Source organism: Brucella tritici (assembly GCF_902825325.1).
Lineage (GTDB): Bacteria > Pseudomonadota > Alphaproteobacteria > Rhizobiales > Rhizobiaceae > Brucella.
Map to the genome: position 1 here is coordinate 35,646 of NZ_CADEAR010000016.1, position 17,517 is coordinate 53,162.

The following is a 17,517-nucleotide window of genomic DNA, read 5'->3' on the forward strand; positions in this document are numbered from 1 at the left end:
GGGGCCGCTATGCATGATTTCTTGAGCGATCTTTTGGAGAGAATTGATAATTCCGGCGAGAATTTTTCATCGCAGGCTTACAATATTATTGGCTCTGAAATCACGCCGCTGCTCAAGGTGATGTTCATCGCCTATGTTGGATATTACGGTATCCAGGTAATAATGGGGACTTCGCGGATTAGTGTGGCCGAAATTGTCACTCGCGTATTCCGCATGGTCTTCATTGTGGCATTGATCAGCAACTGGGGATACTTCAACGATTTTTTCTACAAGTGGCTGAACAATACTCCTGAAGATGTAGGTCGCGCCATCCTGACCGCCACCGGAACGGGAATTACCGAACCGACAAATGGTCTTTCCATGATCTGGAAGACTGCAAACGAGGCGGCTTCCGCGTTTGCAGAGCAGTCGGGCTATTTTTCAGTTTTACCCTCGATGGTCGGCTTTCTCATTATGGCCTGTGTGGCAATCTTTATCGCTGTTGCTCTCGCAATACTTGTTCTTGCCAAGGTGATGTTATGGGTACTGATCGGAACCGCTCCTATCTTCATCGCCTGCATGTTGTTTGAACAATCGCGCAGTCTTGGGCAGGCGTGGTTCCAACAAGTTCTTCTATATGCACTGATCCCGTTATTCGTATTTGTCGTCGCCGCCTTCCTTATCGCTGCAATGGACCCTGAACTGACGAAGGTATCCGCTGCCGCCACGGAGCGACGCCTTACGCTCAGTGATATTTCAGCCTTCCTTCTGCTTTGTTTTGCCGGGGCATTTGTCCTTTTGAACATCCAGGTCCTTGCTCAGGGCATTGCAGGAGGGTTGGCCGTTGGTATCGGCGCCGCCGCAACACGGATTGCTCGCATGACCGGTGTCACCGCTCCAATGCAAATTGCGCGAGCTGGCTTCAAGGGGATCGGTGCGAGCTATCGCGGCGGAAGGTCGCTTTACAATCGTTTTGGCGGCGGCGGCGGCGGGGGTTCGATTTCCCCGACAAGCCAGGGCGCAAAAGAAGCAATGCAAAACCGAATAAGCAGCAACAGCCTGCCTCGCTGATGCTGCAGGTTCATAAGAGGTAAAGGGCTAGATCATGACTGATTCCAAAGAAGCTGCATTGAGAAGTTATTTTCAGGACGGTGATCGTTGGGAGAACGAAATCGTCCGGAAAGCAAAACGTTCAAAGGCCGTGGCATGGTTCGTAACCATCATATTCGGGCTCGTCGCGCTTTTCGCGTTGCTCGCGCTCGTTATGCTGGTTCCGTTAAAGTCGTTCGAGCCTGTGATTGTCGTCGTAGACAAGGCTACGGGCTACATCGAAACCAAAAGCGGGCTGACAAAGGCGCAAAATCTGACGGATTCACGCGCAATTACCCAAGCCAACGTCGTTCGGTATATTAGGACACGTGAAGGCTATGATCCTTACGCGATTGATACAAACTTCGGCACGGCAGCACTGTTATCGACAGGTGATGCCGCTCGCGAATTGCAGGAACAATACAGCGCTGCCAACCCGAAGAACCCGGCCAAGGTCTACGGGAAAAACAAGCGTGTGCTTGTCGATGTGAAGTCTGTCACGTTCCCTAACGATTCCACCGCTCTTGTCCGTTTTTCAACGACTGAAAAGTCCGATACCGATGCGATCACCAGACACTATATTGCAGTCGTGCGCTATCGCTATACGGACGAACCAGCCACGAACGAATGGCGGTTTGAAAATCCTCTCGGCTTCCAGGTTTACAATTACAGGCGGGATCAGGAAACCGTCACGGAAGGGAGCAAGGGATGAGAAACCACTTCCTTCTTGCGGCGGCGTTCTCGACCGTCCTCATTTCGCATGCCCACGCTGCCCAGACGCCTAGGGCTGGCTCGCTGGATTCACGTGTGACCAGTGTCGTCTATCAGCCCAACAATGTCGTCAAAATCTCTGCGACGTACGGCATATCGACAATGATCATCTTCGATGAGGATGAAAAATTTGAGACCATTTCGCTTGGCGACACTGAGAGCTGGCAGGTTGCTCCAACCGAAAAAGGAAACATCCTCTTCGTTAAGCCGACGGCTAAGAATGTCGTCACCAACATGAACGTTGTCACGACCAAGCGCATCTATTTTCTGGAGCTGCACGACTACGCGCCAGATGCTGGCAAGAAGGTCTTTGGCGTGCGCTTCATCTATCCTGAAAAAGATCTGAATGCAGCGATGCGCAAAGAGGCCGAATATCGTGCTGCCAACCCGAATATCTCCAAGATCGATAAGGCTAACGTCAACATCGACTATTCCTTTACCGGAGATACGAAACTGAAGCCGTCGATGGTCTTCGATGACGGCAAGAAGACCTTTTTCAAATTCACCGGCCGGACACCCGCGATTTTTGCAGTAAACAGTAATTTTTCCGAGACACTGCGAAACTTCCGCAAGGAAGGCGAATATCTGGTCGTGGATGGAACGGCTACACAATACACCCTCCGCGATGGTGATCAGTGGATCTGCATCTTCAACCTTAGAAAGCCGGATTTCGGCGCACCCGATCCTAACATCATGGGTCCCGCACCTGATCATGCTGCAACCAAGAGAAGAAGGAGCGGCAACTGATGAAACAGTCTCCCGAATTGGAAGCACTGGCGGCGGCTGATGACTCCGGTGTCAGCAACAAGAATGCAAAGCGGAATCAAACGGCTGCGATGGCCGTATTTCTGCTGGCCGGTGTAGCTATGGCTTATTTTGTTCTCAAACAGCCCTCGGAGAAGCCGCGCGATCTCGTGCGCGGTGACGAGGCGTTTAGCACGACGTCGTTCAGACCGCCGTCATTCGTGCGCGATCAGGATCAGCCCTCTGCCGGGCCCGAGCCAGATATCATCAACATTCCACCACCTCCACCGCCACCGGAGCCGGAGCAAGTCGACACCACGACATTTAATGTTCCTCCCCCTCCTCCCCCGACGGTCGCTGTGAACGAACCCGCTCAGGCATCCGCGCCGGAGATTGTTGAAGAATTTCCAGACCGGTTCAAATCGAAGCTGATTCAGATGGATCAAGCGCGATCAGGCGGAGCGAATGGCGGTCTTGGTGGCGATAGTGGCGAGGGAACACCGACTGTTGCTGGTGAAGACAGAAACAGCAAGTTTCTGGCGACGGCCTCAGCAATGGCGGACCGGAATGCCAAGGCTACGAAAATCAAGCGTATCGACGCGGTTGTGCCGGAAGGAACGATGATACCCGGTATTCTCGAAACCTCGATTGTAAGCGATCTGCCAGGCCAGGTTCGCGCCATCACGTCAGAGGACGTCTACAGTTTTGATGGTCGTCGCATTTTGATTCCGACCGGCACTCGACTCATAGGTGAATATCAAAGCGACGTAATGACAGGCCAGACCCGCGTTTTCGTTGTCTGGACCCGCTTACTGCGTGATGATGGTGTAAGCGTGCGCCTGAACTCCGTTGGAACTGACAGCTTGGGTCGTTCGGGTCTCACTGGCATCGTCGATAAAAAATGGCGTGAACGGTTCGGAGCTTCCATCATGTTGTCCGTGGTCGGCGCTGGCGCAAGCTATCTGACAGGTTTCGGCAGCGGTGAAGCCTTCGGTCGCAACAATGACGATGCAAAGCGCGGAGAAGAACTAGCCCGCGAGACGATCGCCGACACTTTCTCTCAAATGGCAAATACCGCTCTGAGCGAGAACTTGCGCATCAAGCCGACTATTAGCGTCCATCAAGGCGAACGCATTTTCATATTTGTGCGTCAGGACCTCGATTTTTCGGCGATGTACGACGATCCCGTAACAGAGGCGATGAAGGAAATTCAACGTGAACGCAGGGGCAAATAGTGCGGCAACAGCCACACAAAGCAGATATTACTTTCTTGATCGGGCACTTGAGCCTCTGCGGCCATTTCTCAACGATCCAAAGGTCGTTGAAATCTCGGTCAATAAACCAGGTCACGTCTATGTTGAGCGACTTGGTGCTGATCACATGGAATTCCACGAGGTTCATGCGCTTTCAGCAGCAGAGATTCAGGATATCGGTGAACGGGTCGCAGGCGCGACCGATCAGTTCGTCAGTAAATCCGCGCCCATCCTGAGCGCTGCGTTACCGACTGGCGAGCGGATTCAGGTCGTTCTTCCACCCGCTGCACCGGACGGCGGATCGATATCGATCCGCAAGCAGGTCGTTAGCAATTTTAGCTTGGAGGAATACAGGGATAGCGGTTCACTGGACAAGGTTTCTGTTGCTGTAGGAGGACTGAGCGACATTGACCGTTTGCTGATCGAACATCTGAAGCAAAACAGAATTTTCGATTTCATCAACACAGCAATCACGCAACGAGTGTCGATCCTGATCAGCGGCGGCACGTCATCGGGAAAGACAACCTTTCTGAATGCCTGCCTGAAATCGGTTCATCCGAAGGAGCGGATTATCACGCTGGAAGACACCCGCGAACTGTTTCCACCCCAGGAAAACCGCGTTCATCTGGTAGCTTCGAAAGGTGGGCAGGGCACCGCTGACGTCACAATGCAGCACTTGCTTGAATCATCCCTTCGTATGCGGCCTGATCGTCTATTCGTTGGCGAGATCCGCGGCGCTGAAGCGTTTTCTTTTCTTCGCGCCATTAACACGGGTCATCCGGGTTCTATGTCGACGGTTCATGCCGATACGCCGCAAGGTGCCTATGAACAGCTCGCCATGATGATGCAACAAGCGGGGCTATCTGGCGGATACTCGAAGCATGATCTCATGTCGTATATCCGGATGGTCATCCCCATCGTCATCCAGTTGCGTCGCGACGGCGGAAAACGTGGCGTATCGGAGATATTTTTTGCACGAAATGAGGAGCCATGAGTAAGGGTTACAAAGCGGTCTATCTGATATTTTGTGCCGGCATAGCCTTCCTTGTCTGGACCTTGGCTTATGGGGTCGCACTCAGGGTAGTCTATAAAGACAGCCGAATTTTGAATATCACCATCACCGAAAATCCTTTTGCTCCGCTTCAGCAAGTCTGGGCCTACGCGTCCAACTCAACTCTGCAACGAGTTGCCATCGGTGCCTTGTTACCTGCCATCGCCGCCGCCGTTTTTGCGGGCTATCTCGGTCTTAGACGCTACGAAAACCCCTTGGGGGATGCGGCTTTTCAGGACGTCATGGGCCTTCGTCGCGGCAAGTGGTTCCGAAAGACAGGGCACATATTCGGGCGGTTCGGCCGCAATGTGCTGCGAGCGGCAGACAGTCGCCATCATCTGATTATCGGTCCTACACGATCGGGTAAGGGAGCGGGCTATGTCATTCCAAACGCCCTCATGCATGAAGGTTCAATGATCGTATCCGACTTGAAGGGCGAAATTTTCAAGGCGACAGCCGGATATCGCAAGAAGAATGGCAGTCAGGTCTTCCTCTTTGCTCCCGGCTCGGAGAGGACAAATCGTTATAATCCTCTGGATTTTGTGCGACCCGAGCGCGGCAATCGCACAACGGATATTCAGAATATCGCCAGCATTCTGGTTCCCGAAAATGTTGGCTCTGAAAACTCAGTTTGGCAGGGCTTGGCTCAACAGGTCGTAGCCGGAATCATCAGCTATGTTCTGGAGAGCCCCTATTATCACGGACGGCGCAACCTCGGCGAAGTCGTTTCCTTCGTGAACAGTGGCGTTGATCTTCAGGCGCAGATCAAGTTCATCAAGGAAAAAGAGCCGAACCTTTCAAAATATACGGTCGAAAGCTTTAACGCATTTCTTGCATTGTCAGAGCGGGCGGCGGCATCCGCGCTGCTGGATATCCAGAACGCGCTCAGACCCTTTAGAAATGAACGCATAGTAGCCGCGACAGAAGTAACCGACATGGATATCGCCGCCATGAAACGGCGGCCTATCTCTATTTATCTGGCACCCAATATTACCGATATCACGATCTTGCGCCCACTTCTCACATTGTTCGTGCAACAGGTCATGAACATTCTGACACTGGAACACGATCCCAACTCGCTTCCCGTCTATTTTTTGCTGGATGAATTTCGGCAGCTTAAGAAGATGGATGAGATTATGACGAAGCTTCCATATGTGGCTGGTTATAATATCAAGCTAGCGATCATCATTCAGGATCTCAAGAATCTCGACGAGATTTACGGTGAGACTTCGCGTCATTCCCTGCTTGGTAATTGTGGCTACCAGCTGGTCCTAGGTGCCAACGACCAGGCGACAGCGGAATATGCATCCCGGGCACTCGGAAAAAGAACCATCCGCTACAAGTCTGAATCCCGTACCATCGAAATTCTCGGTTTACCTCGGCGTACAAAAGTTGAGCAAATCCGTGAGCGCGATTTGATGATGCCGCAAGAAGTGCGGCAAATGCCAGAAAACAAGATGATCTTGCTCGTTGAAGGACAACGGCCGATCTATGGTGACAAGCTGCGATTTTTCAACACTCAACCCTTCAAATCTGCTGAAGCTTATTCGCAATCGCACGTTCCTGATGTGCCGACGATTGAATATTTGCCCCATAGGCCGGTTCCAGCACTCACGAGCGAATACGCGCAAGACGGGCAACGGGCCGCTGAGCAGACAATTAGCCCCCTGCCCTACAGTCCTCAGCCAGATGAGAATCATCGACCGAAAGCCAGCATGACCGCCTCCCCGTCGATTCCTGAATCTGGTGACAGGAACCAAGAAAATACCAGGACGGTCAATCTGAACGTCAAATTGCCATCAACAGGCATAGACAGGAAATCAGCGATCCCACCGGGTAATATCGATGATCGGATAGAAGAAGTCGAAGCGAAACTTAAACCGAGCGCGGAACGATTATTGAAGGCTGTCAACGAGAAAGTTGATGCTTCTGGCACATCCCCTCGAAAGCGGAAAAGTTATCTCGACATATTCAACGCTACAGTGCCAGACCCGGAGGACATTGGACTAAAGGGCGATGTCTCGTTGTAAAAAACAACAGCGGTGCGCTGGCCCGGCTAATGTCTGTAAACCGCAGGAGTGCTATCGATGGTGACGTCACTTTTTGTACCAGTGAAGCATGCAATGGATATTTGCCCCGCAGCGACTTCTGATTGCAGGGTGGGTTTGAATATATATGAAATTACTCAGCTCTATTGAGTAAATTATGGTGCACTCAAACTTGATAATGGTTTAAGACTCATTTAGTATACTCAGTATGGCTGAGCAAAGCACCTCACTGTTAAACCGGCTCGAAAGAGACCTGCCAGAAGGGTTGGTTGTGGATGCTGCCTGGCTGCAACAGCGCGGCATCGCCAGTAACCTACGCGCTTACTACGTTAAGAACGGCTGGCTGGAACAGCCGGTACGTAGCGTCTATAAAAAACCGCGCGGCACGTTGAGTTGGCAGCAAGTCATCATATCGCTCCAGACCCTGCTTTCACGAGCGCCGCTCTATGTCGGCGGACGCACGGCGTTAGAATTGCAGGGCTTTGCGCATTACCTCGCTCACGAGACAAGGATTGTTCATCTCTACGGACCGGAAAAGCCGCCTGCATGGCTGAACAAACTGCATCTGCCCCAGCGTTTTGTCTATCACAACAACGCTACCTTGTTCCGCAATGAACCCATCGCGCAAGGGCTTGGTAACCTCGCATGGGGGCAGTGGGACTGGCCTATGACGCTTTCGCAACCTGAGCGAGCTTATCTCGAAATGCTCGATGAACTGCCGCGCCATGAGAGTTTCCATCAGGCCGATATGATTATGCAGAGTGCCGCAAATTTCAGCCCGAGGCGGCTGCAAAGACTGCTTCTGGATTGCGACAGCGTGAAGGTCAAGCGTCTGTTCTTTTATTTCGCGGATCGTCATGGCCATGCGTGGGTCAAGCGACTGGACAAAACTGCAATCGATCTCGGGAAGGGTAAGCGCATGCTTGTGCCCGGTGGCAAGCTTGATCCGGTCTATCACATCACCGTACCGAGGGACTTCGATGCCATTTCGTGATCAGTACCAGGGCCAGGTCAGGCTGCTTATGCGCCTGATTCCTATTGTAGCGCGCGAAACCTGTTTTTCGCTCAAGGGTGGAACTGCGATTAACCTATTTATACGCAACCTGCCGCGCCTCTCCGTTGACATCGACCTGATGTATTTGCCCGTCAACGACAGGCCGAAGGCACTGGCCGAAATTGATGCAGCCATGAAGCGGATCAAAGTGGCAGCATTAGCAGAAGTACCCGGCGCTCGCGTCGCCGAAAATATCCACGACGGCGCGATCTTGCGGCTTCTTGTCATGGCCGAGGGAACACAGGTGAAGATTGAAGTCTCCCCTGTCTTGCGCGGCGTAGTGCACGAGCCTTCTGTTATCCCTGTCACCGAGGCGGTCGAAGACGCCTTCGGTTTTGCCGAAATCAGCGTTGTTTCCTTTGAAGACCTGTTTGCTGGAAAGCTGGTTGCAGCGCTTGATCGCCAGCATCCGCGTGATCTTTTCGATGTGCAGGGTTTGTTCGCACATGAAGGGCTGAGCGACGAGTTGCGCGAAGTTTTTCTTGTTTATCTCCTCAGCCACAATCGCCCCATGGGCGAGGTGCTTTCGGGCCGGGTCAAAGACCTCACGAACGAATACCGCAATGGTTTTGAAGGCATGACCGAGGAGCTGGTTCACATTGAGGAACTGATCGAAGCGCAGCAAAAGATGATTGAGGAACTGATCGGCGGAATGCCGGATGAGCACCGCGAATTTCTAATCAGGTTCGAGCGTGGTGAACCGGATTGGTCCTTGCTGAAGATCGGTCATGTCGCAGATCTTCCGGCAATTCGCTGGCGGCAGCGCAATCTCGACAAACTCAAACGTGATCAGCGCTCCTCTCTGGTCGACTTGCTGCGATCTTCCCTTGAGCGGCGCGCACAAAAATAGCTGCTTCACAGCATAAACCTCAAATATAGCCGGACTGCAAAAGCGCCTGCCATTTTTTAGCGATCCCGTCAAAACGGCAAAAAGCTGAAAACGTAAGCGAACATATCCGTTATCAACGCGACCGCCGCGTTAAACCAACCTTGAACGACAGTAGCAACATACACGATTGCAACCAGTCCAAGGACGAGCCAGAACAGAACCGCAAAGAATTTTGCAAAAGCGTCGTCAGCCTTCGGATCGGGAGGTGAATTATAAATATAATCGTGTCGCATCGTCCTTTAACGCTCGTGTTCGTCGCGTTCCTTCTTTTGCTGCTGCTCTTGTTCTAGTTCCTGCAATCGCGGAACTTGTTGCTGAGGTGGATCTGTGCGCATGGTTTCTCCACCGCGAGCAACGCCCTTCACTTCCATATTAACCTGATTGTCGAGCTGTTTGGCACCTTCAACTTTTCCATCTGTCCGATCCCGCTCTTCAAGCACGTTCGCTTCCCATGCCCGGCGATCGACCATTTGCTCGACACGCTGCTTCTGACCGTCGACTTCCTGAATGACGGTTTTCAAAACGCGTTCCGTCCCAGTGGACCGCAAATGAACTTCATCGCCGATTTCAGCGCCGGCGCGATGCAACGCATCCGGTAATCCGACACCCCATACCGTGCGATTGCCATTGGCCGTTTCAATAACGACAAATGGCGAAGGCTCATTTTTTTCATTATCCTGATAAGGCTTTTCGCCTGTCTCAACGAGGATGCCCTGCACACCCTCCTTATAGTCGACGGTCTTCGAGTGGGACGTTCCAGAATTATCTGCATTCTGTGGCTCTCTATCGACCTTGCTCGACTGATCCGATCCTGCAGATTGCTCCTGATCCCGGTGAGCCGCATCCAGCGCCCTACCCTCGATCGGAACAATTTCATTGCGCAAGTAGGACTGCTCGCGACGCGCCAGATCTTGCCAATCCAGTTCCGTCGGCTGATAGCCCTTGACCGAAATACCGTGCGCCTGGCCCTCCAGCCAAGTTTCACGGCGGAACTCCTTGCTCCCCGTTATTTCGATGCTCGTCCAGCCGCGATGCGCTGCTGTTTCGATCATCAACCGAACGCCCTGAGCATCGAACGATTTAGCGCGCAGCTTCTCTCCATTGTCCTGGAACACTTCGCGCTCACCCTTTGAATCGGCAAAGACTCGCTGCGTCCCCCCGTGATCCTCACGAATATAATATCGCCTCGTGATCTCATCCGGGAATGAACGATCCATTTCGGCCTGATAGGATGCTGCAGCTGCCTTCTCCTCGTCATCCATGCTTGAACGAGGTTCGTTGGCATTATCTGCCGATGGCTGACCCTGCTCTGCTTCCACGATAACATGCGCTGGCTTGGCAATTTCGGAATCGGCTTCGCGAGCGATCTGCATTGACGAGCTATCTTGCTCGCTTTCACGAGATGGGGTTTCAACGGTCAATCCACGCTGTTCAGTCAGTTCCATATGCTCGCGCATTAGATTGACATGCTCGCGCGTATACTGCGCTACCTGATCCAGATCGGCTTTCTCTTCAGGTCCGAGATTGCGGCCAAGCCGGAACAAAGCTGTTTCAACTTCTTTCTCATATGCCTCAAAATCGCTTTTCGACATTTCGCGCACTTTTTCACCCTCCAAAATGATGTTTTGCAACTTTACCAAATTGGTGCGATAATGTGACCCGAATTCTGCATGAACGGTGTTAGAAGTTTTGGCTTCCGATTGATGCGAACTGGTTGATACAACTATATCTCTTTGCTGGATGGCGTATGAGGCAATCTGATGATTGCCGCTTGCCATTGCGATTTTCTCCCAACTCTGAGTTACCTTTACGGTATATTCACGGCTGCGCACGCTTCGCGCCAGGCTCCGCCGACCTGACCGCTTGGCATCATAACGCGACTGAGCCGCCGCACTCGTCCCCTCATGTTCCGTTCGTCCCTCGCGATTAACCGGCCGCACCTGATTGCGCGTGTAGGCTGGAGCATTTGCAAACTCGCGCCTGTCCGTCATTTCCATAGCGATTCCGTGCTGACGCGCCTTTTCAGCCATAAGTTCGCGCCATTGGCGAAAAATCTGTGGCGAGGTTTCTACCCGATCACCGGCATCCGAACGCATAGCGATAATGGCATGGGCATGGATATGCGGTCGCTTTCCGCCCTGCCCCATCTCCTTCGGATCGCTGAACGGATCATGCATCGCAAATATGTAGCGGTGTCCTTCGAACTGAGCGGCCAGAAAATCCCGAACAGCGCCTTCGAAAGCCTGAACATTGGTGCCAGCTTTGGCAGACATGATGACATGCATCACATCCCTGCCCTTGCGGCTATGCAACTCCCGACGCCACTGCTTTTGCACCAGATCGCCGGCGGAACGCGCATCGGAGATATCGCGCCCCTTATCATCGCGAACTTCTCCCTTATGATCCTCGACCAGATTTCGCAGCTTGGCAGCGCCATATTCCACGCCATTACCATACCCGGTAAAACGGAACCGCGCCCTCGCCAGCTCGGACACCGCGCTTTCGTTGTAACGTCTCTGAATAATGTCAGCCGCCTTCGGGTCGCCGGTCAACCGCTCCCCTTCCGCGCTGCGCAAGACCACCAGACCGTCAACTTTCAAAACTCCGTGTGATGGCTGCGAAACTGCATAAGCGAAGCTGCGATTACCTAATCCGCTCGCCAGGCTGTCGCGTACGAGCTGGTGCAAAGCTTCTTCTGTTTCGAAACCAGTTGCTTCGATCGACACATGGAAAGTTCCAATATCCCTGCTCTCGGCACGATTTTGAAACAATGGCTCCCAATCTCCCCGCAACCGGGCTAGATCCTCGCGACCATGAAGGCGCTCACCATTTTCCTTTTCGACGTGTATTTCCCCGCTGCGTGATACGTAATTGACCATCGCGCCGAACCGCGCACCGCCACCGTACGATGCCATTTTTACCACGGACGGTTGACTGCCTGCTGCGACCGCGGCCAAACGCGCTTCCATCGGCCTCGCTGCCGCAATTGGCTTGCTTGCCGTGCTTCCAAAGAACTGGAAACTCTGTGCCCTTGAGGATCCCGTGCGCATTTTCGACACTGAAGCACCACCTGCTGCGGTGGCACCTCCCGCGATTTGCAGTTCGCGCAGCCTTCGGCGCATTTCTTCTTCCGCGCCGCTCGCAGCACTCGAACCCAAAGAAAGCTCATGCAACAGCGCCGCGCGATGCTGCTCCCATTCACTCTCAAAGGCTCCGAGAAAAAACTCCATCGACTGCTATTCCTTGCTGCGATGCCTGTATCCGGATCGCTTGGTAACGCGCCGCAGCTCGCTGAGGACGCCGACCTGCATCTTCTGCACATCCCCGACCACCATGCGGATTTCGCTATCAGATACAGATTTTCCACTATTCAGAGCTCGGGCTACCTGATTGAGATTGACGCCAATCATACGCATGTCCTCCAGCATGAGAGACAAAAGCGCCCGGTCTTCATCATTAAAGACTGGTTTCACTCCTGCCCCTTGCAGGAATACAGCTTTAAAAAATGCACTCATCGTCATGTCAGCCGCCTTTGCGGCTGCATCGATTGCATCATATTCGTCCGCCGAAACGCGGCTATGAATGGTTTGCGGCTTGGCTTTAACTGCCGCCCCACCATCGGTAATTCCCTCATCCATAAGCTTCAACAGCTCCAGCACAGAGTAGCAATAATCAATCGCGGGCGTGTTTCGCGATTCACTGGATAAAATGTAGCACATTTTTCCGTATCCTGCCTAACATAATACATAGGAAATCAATAAAGATCGTCCAAATTGGTCTCGCTTCGCTCACCTTTACGCCGAGGCTGCGCCCCGGCGTTTCAAAAGGAACTACGCTCACCAGGGTTCACCTCCAGGCCGCTTTATTCGCCTTTGTGTACTCCTCGTACTCGCCAGCAAGGGACGCTTCGCTCTTCGCCCTTGCCGGACTGCGTGCGAGCGGCACAGACGGCTCTTGCGCGGCTCCGGGGTTCATCATCAGCTAGAAAGGAACTGGGGAGATCAACCACACGACGATGTCATGTGGTTATGCGATGTGAACACACCGTGTGATCCATTGGATATAGTGTGTTGTCACATCGTGTGAAAATATCGTAGTCTGTTCCTCAGTCCATATAACTAACGATCACCACTCGATCCAAATGCTCGTTAGTCTGATATGGCCTGAACCGGACGTGGGTAAACGTTCATGCTCTCTTCGTTTGAAGGAGAATTCATGACAGCTCGATTTTCAGCAGTTAGTGGTAAAGGCGGCGCGGGGAAAACGACCACAGTCATTTTGACGGCAGGTGAATTCGCACTCCAAGGTCGACGGGTCCTTCTCATCGATGCAGATCCCCGCCAGAACCTGGCCGAGTGGTGGAAGCGCTGCGAAGCGAAGGGCAACTTACCTGAATCAATTTCTCTGACGACCGCACTTCGCCAGAACTCAATCGAACAGATTATGTCTTCACAGGCAGAAAAGTACGACGCCGTACTTATCGATGCTCCCGGCGTCGATAGCGTGGTCATGGATACGATAATAGATCATTCTGATATCGTGATTACGCCCATTCAGCCTGCACAGGATGAAATAAAGGCAGCAGGCGAAGCCGCGGAAACCATTGCCACGCGAACAGATCACAACCAACGCGTCATTCCTCAGGCGGTTGTGCGGACACGCATCAACATCGTTAATCGCCACCTTGAGGAATATCGCATCATTCGTCCATTCGTGGAGAATTTAAGCCATCATGGTTATAATACGACGTTGCTCGAAACTGAGCTAATCGAGCGCAACTGTTACCGCGAGATCCGCAGCGGCTTGGGAACATTGCAAATGTTGGAATTAACGGATGCTATCTATAAGGCCAGAACCGAAGTCAACGCGTTTGTTTCTGAGCTCGACTATTTAAGGGACCAGAACGTAATGGAGACCGTGAATGGCTAAAGGCAAGGTCACACTGTCGGACTTCCCTGTCGCATCCCGCAGACGCCCAACAGCAGAAGAGGAGAATAACCGTAATGCTGCTGCGCTCCCAGCGGCGGAAAACGCACAAAAGCAAACTACAGGGCCGTCAACAGAACTGGAAACGCGAAGGGCTCGTCCTAAATCACAATTCGTCACGCCAGATGAAAGAAGGGCGAACGATACCCAACAGGCAAACCAGCGGGAAGATTCCCGAAATCGCTTACGTGAACTTCGTAGAAACCGTGAACGAGAAAGTAAGCATTTTGTAAATGTCTCACTTGATTACGACACCAAAAGGCGACTTGAAAAGGCAGCCCACGACAACGGACTTAAGATGTCGGTTATCCTTAGAGACGCCATCGACCAGTATCTAACAGAAAACGGATACTGACCGTGCTTGGTCGCAGTTTTCTTCTAGGTTTGGCCGTAGGGATCGGAGTCGGTCTATATTTGGCGCCATATCTAGCTGCTAACGGCTTTGGCCACACGATTGAGCCAATCAACTCATCCACTAACAGTCAAGCTAGCACGCCCGCCGTTTCAGTCGAATGGCCAACCAACCAGATTGCCAAAGAAGAACTGTTTCGCTTTTCCAACTGGAATTATGCCGCCTACGGCAAAGATTCCATCACTAATGTTATCCGCTGCATTCATATCAAACAGCAAACTATTGCTTGCGAACTGTCAGCTACACTCAGTTGGCTGAAGGACACAGCGTTGATCGAAGCAGTCTTTGAGGGAAAACCAGGAAACTGGCGAATGGCGGCGGCGAAAACACGTTAGTCAACATATTCTAGTTCATTTTTTTCCGTAAGAGGTCGCTTTCTGCATCCGTGGGGCAGAAAAGTTTGGTGATGAATTCCGTTTCATCAAACTCTACAGTGCCAAACCAACGAGAATAATTCATAATATTCAATTAGGCGGCATGGAGTTTAAGGGGTTTAAACGGTGAATAACGAATCTACTGATTTCGCAAAAGAACATTCATTGGAGAAAACCAATGATCCGGAAATCGATAAGCCCATCTACAGACGTCGCGGCTTTGATGGTATCAGCACGTTTGAAGAAATAGACCAACGACTTGCAAAATATTTAAGAGAAGCTCGTGAACAGGCTGGTCTCAAACAGGCTGATTTTGCGCCACTCATGGGCCTGTCTACACCGGTATATGGTCGTTACGAACGTGCATTCTCAAAACTGCACGTTACGCGCATGATACACATCTGCGAAGTATTGGGTTTCATGCCAATCGATATGCTCTTCGCAGCAGCACCTCATCTCTGGGGTGAAAACGAGCAAGAAGCCAAAGATCGTGTCGAGCTAGCAAAACTTGTCAGCGATCTCCCACATAGTACGACACGCGATCTGCTGTCGTTGGTAAAAAAAATGGCGGAACTTCAGAACCAAGTTGATGCAAGCTCGAAGAGCTCGAGCCTGGCTGAGAAATAGGTGGCCGCTCAAACGGCCTCAAGTGATCACCCGCTTGCAATCTCATGCAGATAATCGGCAACCGCCTGTGCTTTGGCTGCTGCGGTGATAATGGCGCGTTTGTCGACCTTCAGGACGGCCAGCCAATTTTCGATGTAAGCGGCTGTGTTTTCGCGAGGATCATGGGCCACGCCCAGGTCAGCGCAAAGGAAAGCTGCGGACAGTTCGGCCACGAGTTCTTCGAGTGCGTAAGCGTTTGTTCCGAAGCGGCCAGACAGATCGCGATCAAGGCGATGCTTTGCGCCTGACCAATGACCAATTTCGTGCAGAAGCGACGAGTACAGGTGGACATCGCTTAAAAAACGCTCCCGGTCGGGCATGAGAATGTCGTCAGGTCCAGGACGATAGCAAGCCTTCGTGCCGCCGTAGTGAATGACGGCTCCGATCTGGCGAACAAAGGTGTCGACGGTTTCATTGTGAGGCACGCGCGCCATCGGCATCGGTTCGGCTGGGCTGTAATAGTCGGCAGGCAGGTTCTCAATCTGCTCTACGTTGAATACCGTGTAGCCCTTGAGATAAGGGATCGAACGGTCGTCATCGGCTTCCTGATCCTTGCGCGTAAAGGTGCCGAATTTGACGACAAGCGATCCACGTTCGCCCTTCCGGACTTGACCGCCGAGATCCTTCGCCTGACGATAGGTGATCCAGGTGGTCTGTTCGTAGCCGTTCATCTGCGACGCGATCCAGAGCATGAGAACATTGATGCCGCGATAGGCTTCGCCGCTGGATCGGCGGGGGATGACGGAGCCCGGGCGGGTATTTCCGTGCCACGGGCGAACCCAAGGCTTGGTGCCGGCTTCCAGCTGCTCGATGATGAGGTCGGTAATGCGCTGATAGGTGTCGATGACGTTGTTCATGGCCGTCTCTCTTCGTTGGTTGACGGCAAAAAACGGAGATAGCCGAGACGAGCCCATGCACCTATTGGCCGCAACGGAAGTGGAGGACCGCGAAGCGGTTGCATTGGGGAGGGGCTATCGCAGCTTGTCCGTCAATCAGCCAACGGGTGGGGCGGCCCAAATGTCACCCACCGAAGCAAACGGACCAGATCTCTGCGCGGAAGATGTACCGCTTATCGTTCGCGGTCGTCGGAATCTCGCTCGGACTGCTTTTGGGACGACAGCTCTGTAAGCCGGGATGACGCGGTGCTTCTCTGCTCTGGTGACATTCGCTCGACGGCGGGATCATCCGCATTTCTGACCTGATCCGGACGCGACAGGCGGGAGAAGTCAGAACGAGCCGTGAATGTGATTTCGCTATTGTCATCGGGCAACCGCTCTGGAAGGTCGGCGCGATCGACTGCGACAATCCCGTGGTCGGTAACAACGCTGGCAACGCGGATATCGTGACCGAGAACCTGACCTGAAACCTGTTCGCCCGGCCTGGCGCTGCGCACGTTGTGCTCGAAAGAATTCTCACCGCGCATTTCAAGATCGACGAAAGCAGCTCTTATGGCTTCCTGCCGGTTTGGATCGATCGCGTCTTCAAAGACATGTTTCATAGCTGGACTGGAGGGGTCGTTGGTCGTCGCGATCGACGCTTCGATCATGCGCGGCTTGGTGATGACGGTGAAGTCAACATCATGACCATATTCGCGTCCGATGGATGCTAGCAGTGCCTCCTGCGCCCGTCCGTTTCCTTCTCGGAAGGGGTGCACATAATTCAACTCTGCCAAAACTTTACCAGCGATTTCGGCGAACTGCTCGACCGACGATCCACGCAATATTTCCGGATTCCTGATCGGTCTAAAGGCTTCGTCCAAGCCCATCTCGATGCGCGAACCGTGAAGAAATGAGCTCCCACCTTTCGACAAATTGCCAATCGGCTCCACCCTCTGGCCATCTACAACAGGGCTTTCATTGCGCGTATGACCGGCCCATTCATAAACATCTTGGAAAATATGACCATGAATGGCCTTCAGATGTTGGGCGTCGAACGCGCCTTTCGGGCCGTCTCCTTCGGCAATTTCAGTCATCCGGAATGCTGTCGCGCGATATTCTTCGACGCGCAGTTCCTTATGAGACCGGATTCCAAGTTTATTACGCAGCACGTCCCTGCGGTCGGGATCGTCAGATGTGTTTGGATAGATATAGGCGCCTTTGGGTTCCGTTTCAGCCATAGCGAAGAATCGGGTAGGAGGGCATTTTAGGCCCTCCTCCCACACCACCGTACGTACGGTTCCGTATACGGCGGTTCATGAAGCG

The 17,517-nt window shown here is 52.7% G+C and carries 16 protein-coding genes; 12 read left to right on the top strand and 4 right to left on the bottom strand.

Annotated elements, in window-relative coordinates:
* Window positions 1–9: 9 nt before the first annotated feature.
* From HWX93_RS18960 to HWX93_RS18995, 8 genes are all read left to right on the top strand, one after another.
* The gene (locus HWX93_RS18960) at window positions 10–1,050 is read left to right on the top strand and encodes a type IV secretion system protein (RefSeq protein ID WP_176038325.1); all 1,041 of its coding nucleotides are present in this window, start codon (window positions 10–12) and stop codon (window positions 1,048–1,050) included.
* A gap of 34 nt (window positions 1,051–1,084) precedes the next feature.
* The gene (locus HWX93_RS18965) at window positions 1,085–1,780 is read left to right on the top strand and encodes a virB8 family protein (protein WP_151610598.1); all 696 of its coding nucleotides are present in this window, start codon (window positions 1,085–1,087) and stop codon (window positions 1,778–1,780) included.
* Window positions 1,777–2,586: a TrbG/VirB9 family P-type conjugative transfer protein gene (locus tag HWX93_RS18970; RefSeq protein WP_176038326.1), complete on the top strand. Its 810-nt coding sequence runs from the start codon at window positions 1,777–1,779 to the stop codon at window positions 2,584–2,586. Before HWX93_RS18965 ends, HWX93_RS18970 begins: the two co-directional genes overlap by 4 nt.
* On the top strand, window positions 2,586–3,818 hold the full coding sequence (virB10, locus tag HWX93_RS18975) for a type IV secretion system protein VirB10 (RefSeq protein ID WP_176038327.1): 1,233 nt from the start codon (window positions 2,586–2,588) through the stop codon (window positions 3,816–3,818). The genes HWX93_RS18970 and virB10 overlap by 1 nt, the downstream gene beginning before the upstream one ends.
* Window positions 3,799–4,830 (top strand): P-type DNA transfer ATPase VirB11, encoded by a 1,032-nt coding sequence (gene virB11, locus HWX93_RS18980; protein ID WP_109989425.1) that lies wholly within the window; start codon window positions 3,799–3,801, stop codon window positions 4,828–4,830. Before virB10 ends, virB11 begins: the two co-directional genes overlap by 20 nt.
* The gene (locus HWX93_RS18985; RefSeq protein ID WP_176038328.1) at window positions 4,827–6,917 is read left to right on the top strand and encodes a type IV secretory system conjugative DNA transfer family protein; all 2,091 of its coding nucleotides are present in this window, start codon (window positions 4,827–4,829) and stop codon (window positions 6,915–6,917) included. Before virB11 ends, HWX93_RS18985 begins: the two co-directional genes overlap by 4 nt.
* A 226-nt stretch (window positions 6,918–7,143) precedes the next feature.
* Window positions 7,144–7,929 (top strand): type IV toxin-antitoxin system AbiEi family antitoxin domain-containing protein, encoded by a 786-nt coding sequence (locus HWX93_RS18990; protein ID WP_176038329.1) that lies wholly within the window; start codon window positions 7,144–7,146, stop codon window positions 7,927–7,929.
* Window positions 7,916–8,839, top strand: a complete 924-nt coding sequence (locus HWX93_RS18995) for a nucleotidyl transferase AbiEii/AbiGii toxin family protein (RefSeq protein ID WP_176038330.1) — start codon at window positions 7,916–7,918, stop codon at window positions 8,837–8,839. The genes HWX93_RS18990 and HWX93_RS18995 overlap by 14 nt, the downstream gene beginning before the upstream one ends.
* A 278-nt stretch (window positions 8,840–9,117) precedes the next feature.
* On the opposite strand, the gene HWX93_RS19000 is transcribed toward HWX93_RS18995, so the two are convergent.
* Window positions 9,118–12,108 carry an LPD7 domain-containing protein gene (locus tag HWX93_RS19000; RefSeq protein ID WP_176038331.1) on the bottom strand — a complete coding sequence of 997 codons (2,991 nt, stop codon included), beginning with the start codon at window positions 12,106–12,108 and terminating at the stop codon, window positions 9,118–9,120.
* A 6-nt stretch (window positions 12,109–12,114) separates the two neighbouring features.
* Window positions 12,115–12,597 (bottom strand): MobC family plasmid mobilization relaxosome protein, encoded by a 483-nt coding sequence (locus HWX93_RS19005; RefSeq protein WP_176038332.1) that lies wholly within the window; start codon window positions 12,595–12,597, stop codon window positions 12,115–12,117.
* A 496-nt stretch (window positions 12,598–13,093) separates the two neighbouring features.
* On the opposite strand from HWX93_RS19005, the gene HWX93_RS19010 reads away from it, so the two are divergent.
* From HWX93_RS19010 to HWX93_RS19025, 4 genes are all read left to right on the top strand, one after another.
* Window positions 13,094–13,807 carry a ParA family protein gene (locus HWX93_RS19010; protein WP_176038333.1) on the top strand — a complete coding sequence of 238 codons (714 nt, stop codon included), beginning with the start codon at window positions 13,094–13,096 and terminating at the stop codon, window positions 13,805–13,807.
* Entirely contained in the window at window positions 13,800–14,219 is a 420-nt protein-coding gene (locus tag HWX93_RS19015) for a ribbon-helix-helix protein, CopG family (RefSeq protein ID WP_176038334.1), read from the top strand. Before HWX93_RS19010 ends, HWX93_RS19015 begins: the two co-directional genes overlap by 8 nt.
* A gap of 2 nt (window positions 14,220–14,221) precedes the next feature.
* On the top strand, window positions 14,222–14,611 hold the full coding sequence (locus HWX93_RS19020; protein ID WP_176038335.1) for a hypothetical protein: 390 nt from the start codon (window positions 14,222–14,224) through the stop codon (window positions 14,609–14,611).
* 165 nt (window positions 14,612–14,776) lie between these two features.
* Window positions 14,777–15,277: a helix-turn-helix domain-containing protein gene (locus HWX93_RS19025; protein ID WP_176038336.1), complete on the top strand. Its 501-nt coding sequence runs from the start codon at window positions 14,777–14,779 to the stop codon at window positions 15,275–15,277.
* Between the two features lie 26 nt (window positions 15,278–15,303).
* On the opposite strand, the gene HWX93_RS19030 is transcribed toward HWX93_RS19025, so the two are convergent.
* Complete coding sequence (locus HWX93_RS19030) at window positions 15,304–16,173, bottom strand: ArdC family protein (protein ID WP_176038337.1); 870 nt, start codon at window positions 16,171–16,173, stop codon at window positions 15,304–15,306.
* A 212-nt stretch (window positions 16,174–16,385) separates the two neighbouring features.
* Window positions 16,386–17,432 carry a Fic/DOC family protein gene (locus HWX93_RS19035; protein ID WP_176038338.1) on the bottom strand — a complete coding sequence of 349 codons (1,047 nt, stop codon included), beginning with the start codon at window positions 17,430–17,432 and terminating at the stop codon, window positions 16,386–16,388.
* Window positions 17,433–17,517 lie beyond the last annotated feature (85 nt).

Coding starts and splice junctions, on each gene's coding strand:
- HWX93_RS18965 (WP_151610598.1), top strand. CDS start 1,085: ATGACTGATTCCAAAGAAGCTGCATTGAGAAGTTATTTTCAGGACGGT.
- HWX93_RS19000 (WP_176038331.1), bottom strand. CDS start 12,108: ATGGAGTTTTTTCTCGGAGCCTTTGAGAGTGAATGGGAGCAGCATCGC.
- HWX93_RS18995 (WP_176038330.1), top strand. CDS start 7,916: ATGCCATTTCGTGATCAGTACCAGGGCCAGGTCAGGCTGCTTATGCGC.
- HWX93_RS18970 (WP_176038326.1), top strand. CDS start 1,777: ATGAGAAACCACTTCCTTCTTGCGGCGGCGTTCTCGACCGTCCTCATT.
- HWX93_RS19030 (WP_176038337.1), bottom strand. CDS start 16,173: ATGAACAACGTCATCGACACCTATCAGCGCATTACCGACCTCATCATC.
- HWX93_RS18990 (WP_176038329.1), top strand. CDS start 7,144: ATGGCTGAGCAAAGCACCTCACTGTTAAACCGGCTCGAAAGAGACCTG.
- HWX93_RS18960 (WP_176038325.1), top strand. CDS start 10: ATGCATGATTTCTTGAGCGATCTTTTGGAGAGAATTGATAATTCCGGC.
- HWX93_RS19035 (WP_176038338.1), bottom strand. CDS start 17,432: ATGGCTGAAACGGAACCCAAAGGCGCCTATATCTATCCAAACACATCT.
- HWX93_RS19010 (WP_176038333.1), top strand. CDS start 13,094: ATGACAGCTCGATTTTCAGCAGTTAGTGGTAAAGGCGGCGCGGGGAAA.
- HWX93_RS19005 (WP_176038332.1), bottom strand. CDS start 12,597: ATGTGCTACATTTTATCCAGTGAATCGCGAAACACGCCCGCGATTGAT.
- virB10 (WP_176038327.1), top strand. CDS start 2,586: ATGAAACAGTCTCCCGAATTGGAAGCACTGGCGGCGGCTGATGACTCC.
- HWX93_RS18985 (WP_176038328.1), top strand. CDS start 4,827: ATGAGTAAGGGTTACAAAGCGGTCTATCTGATATTTTGTGCCGGCATA.
- HWX93_RS19015 (WP_176038334.1), top strand. CDS start 13,800: ATGGCTAAAGGCAAGGTCACACTGTCGGACTTCCCTGTCGCATCCCGC.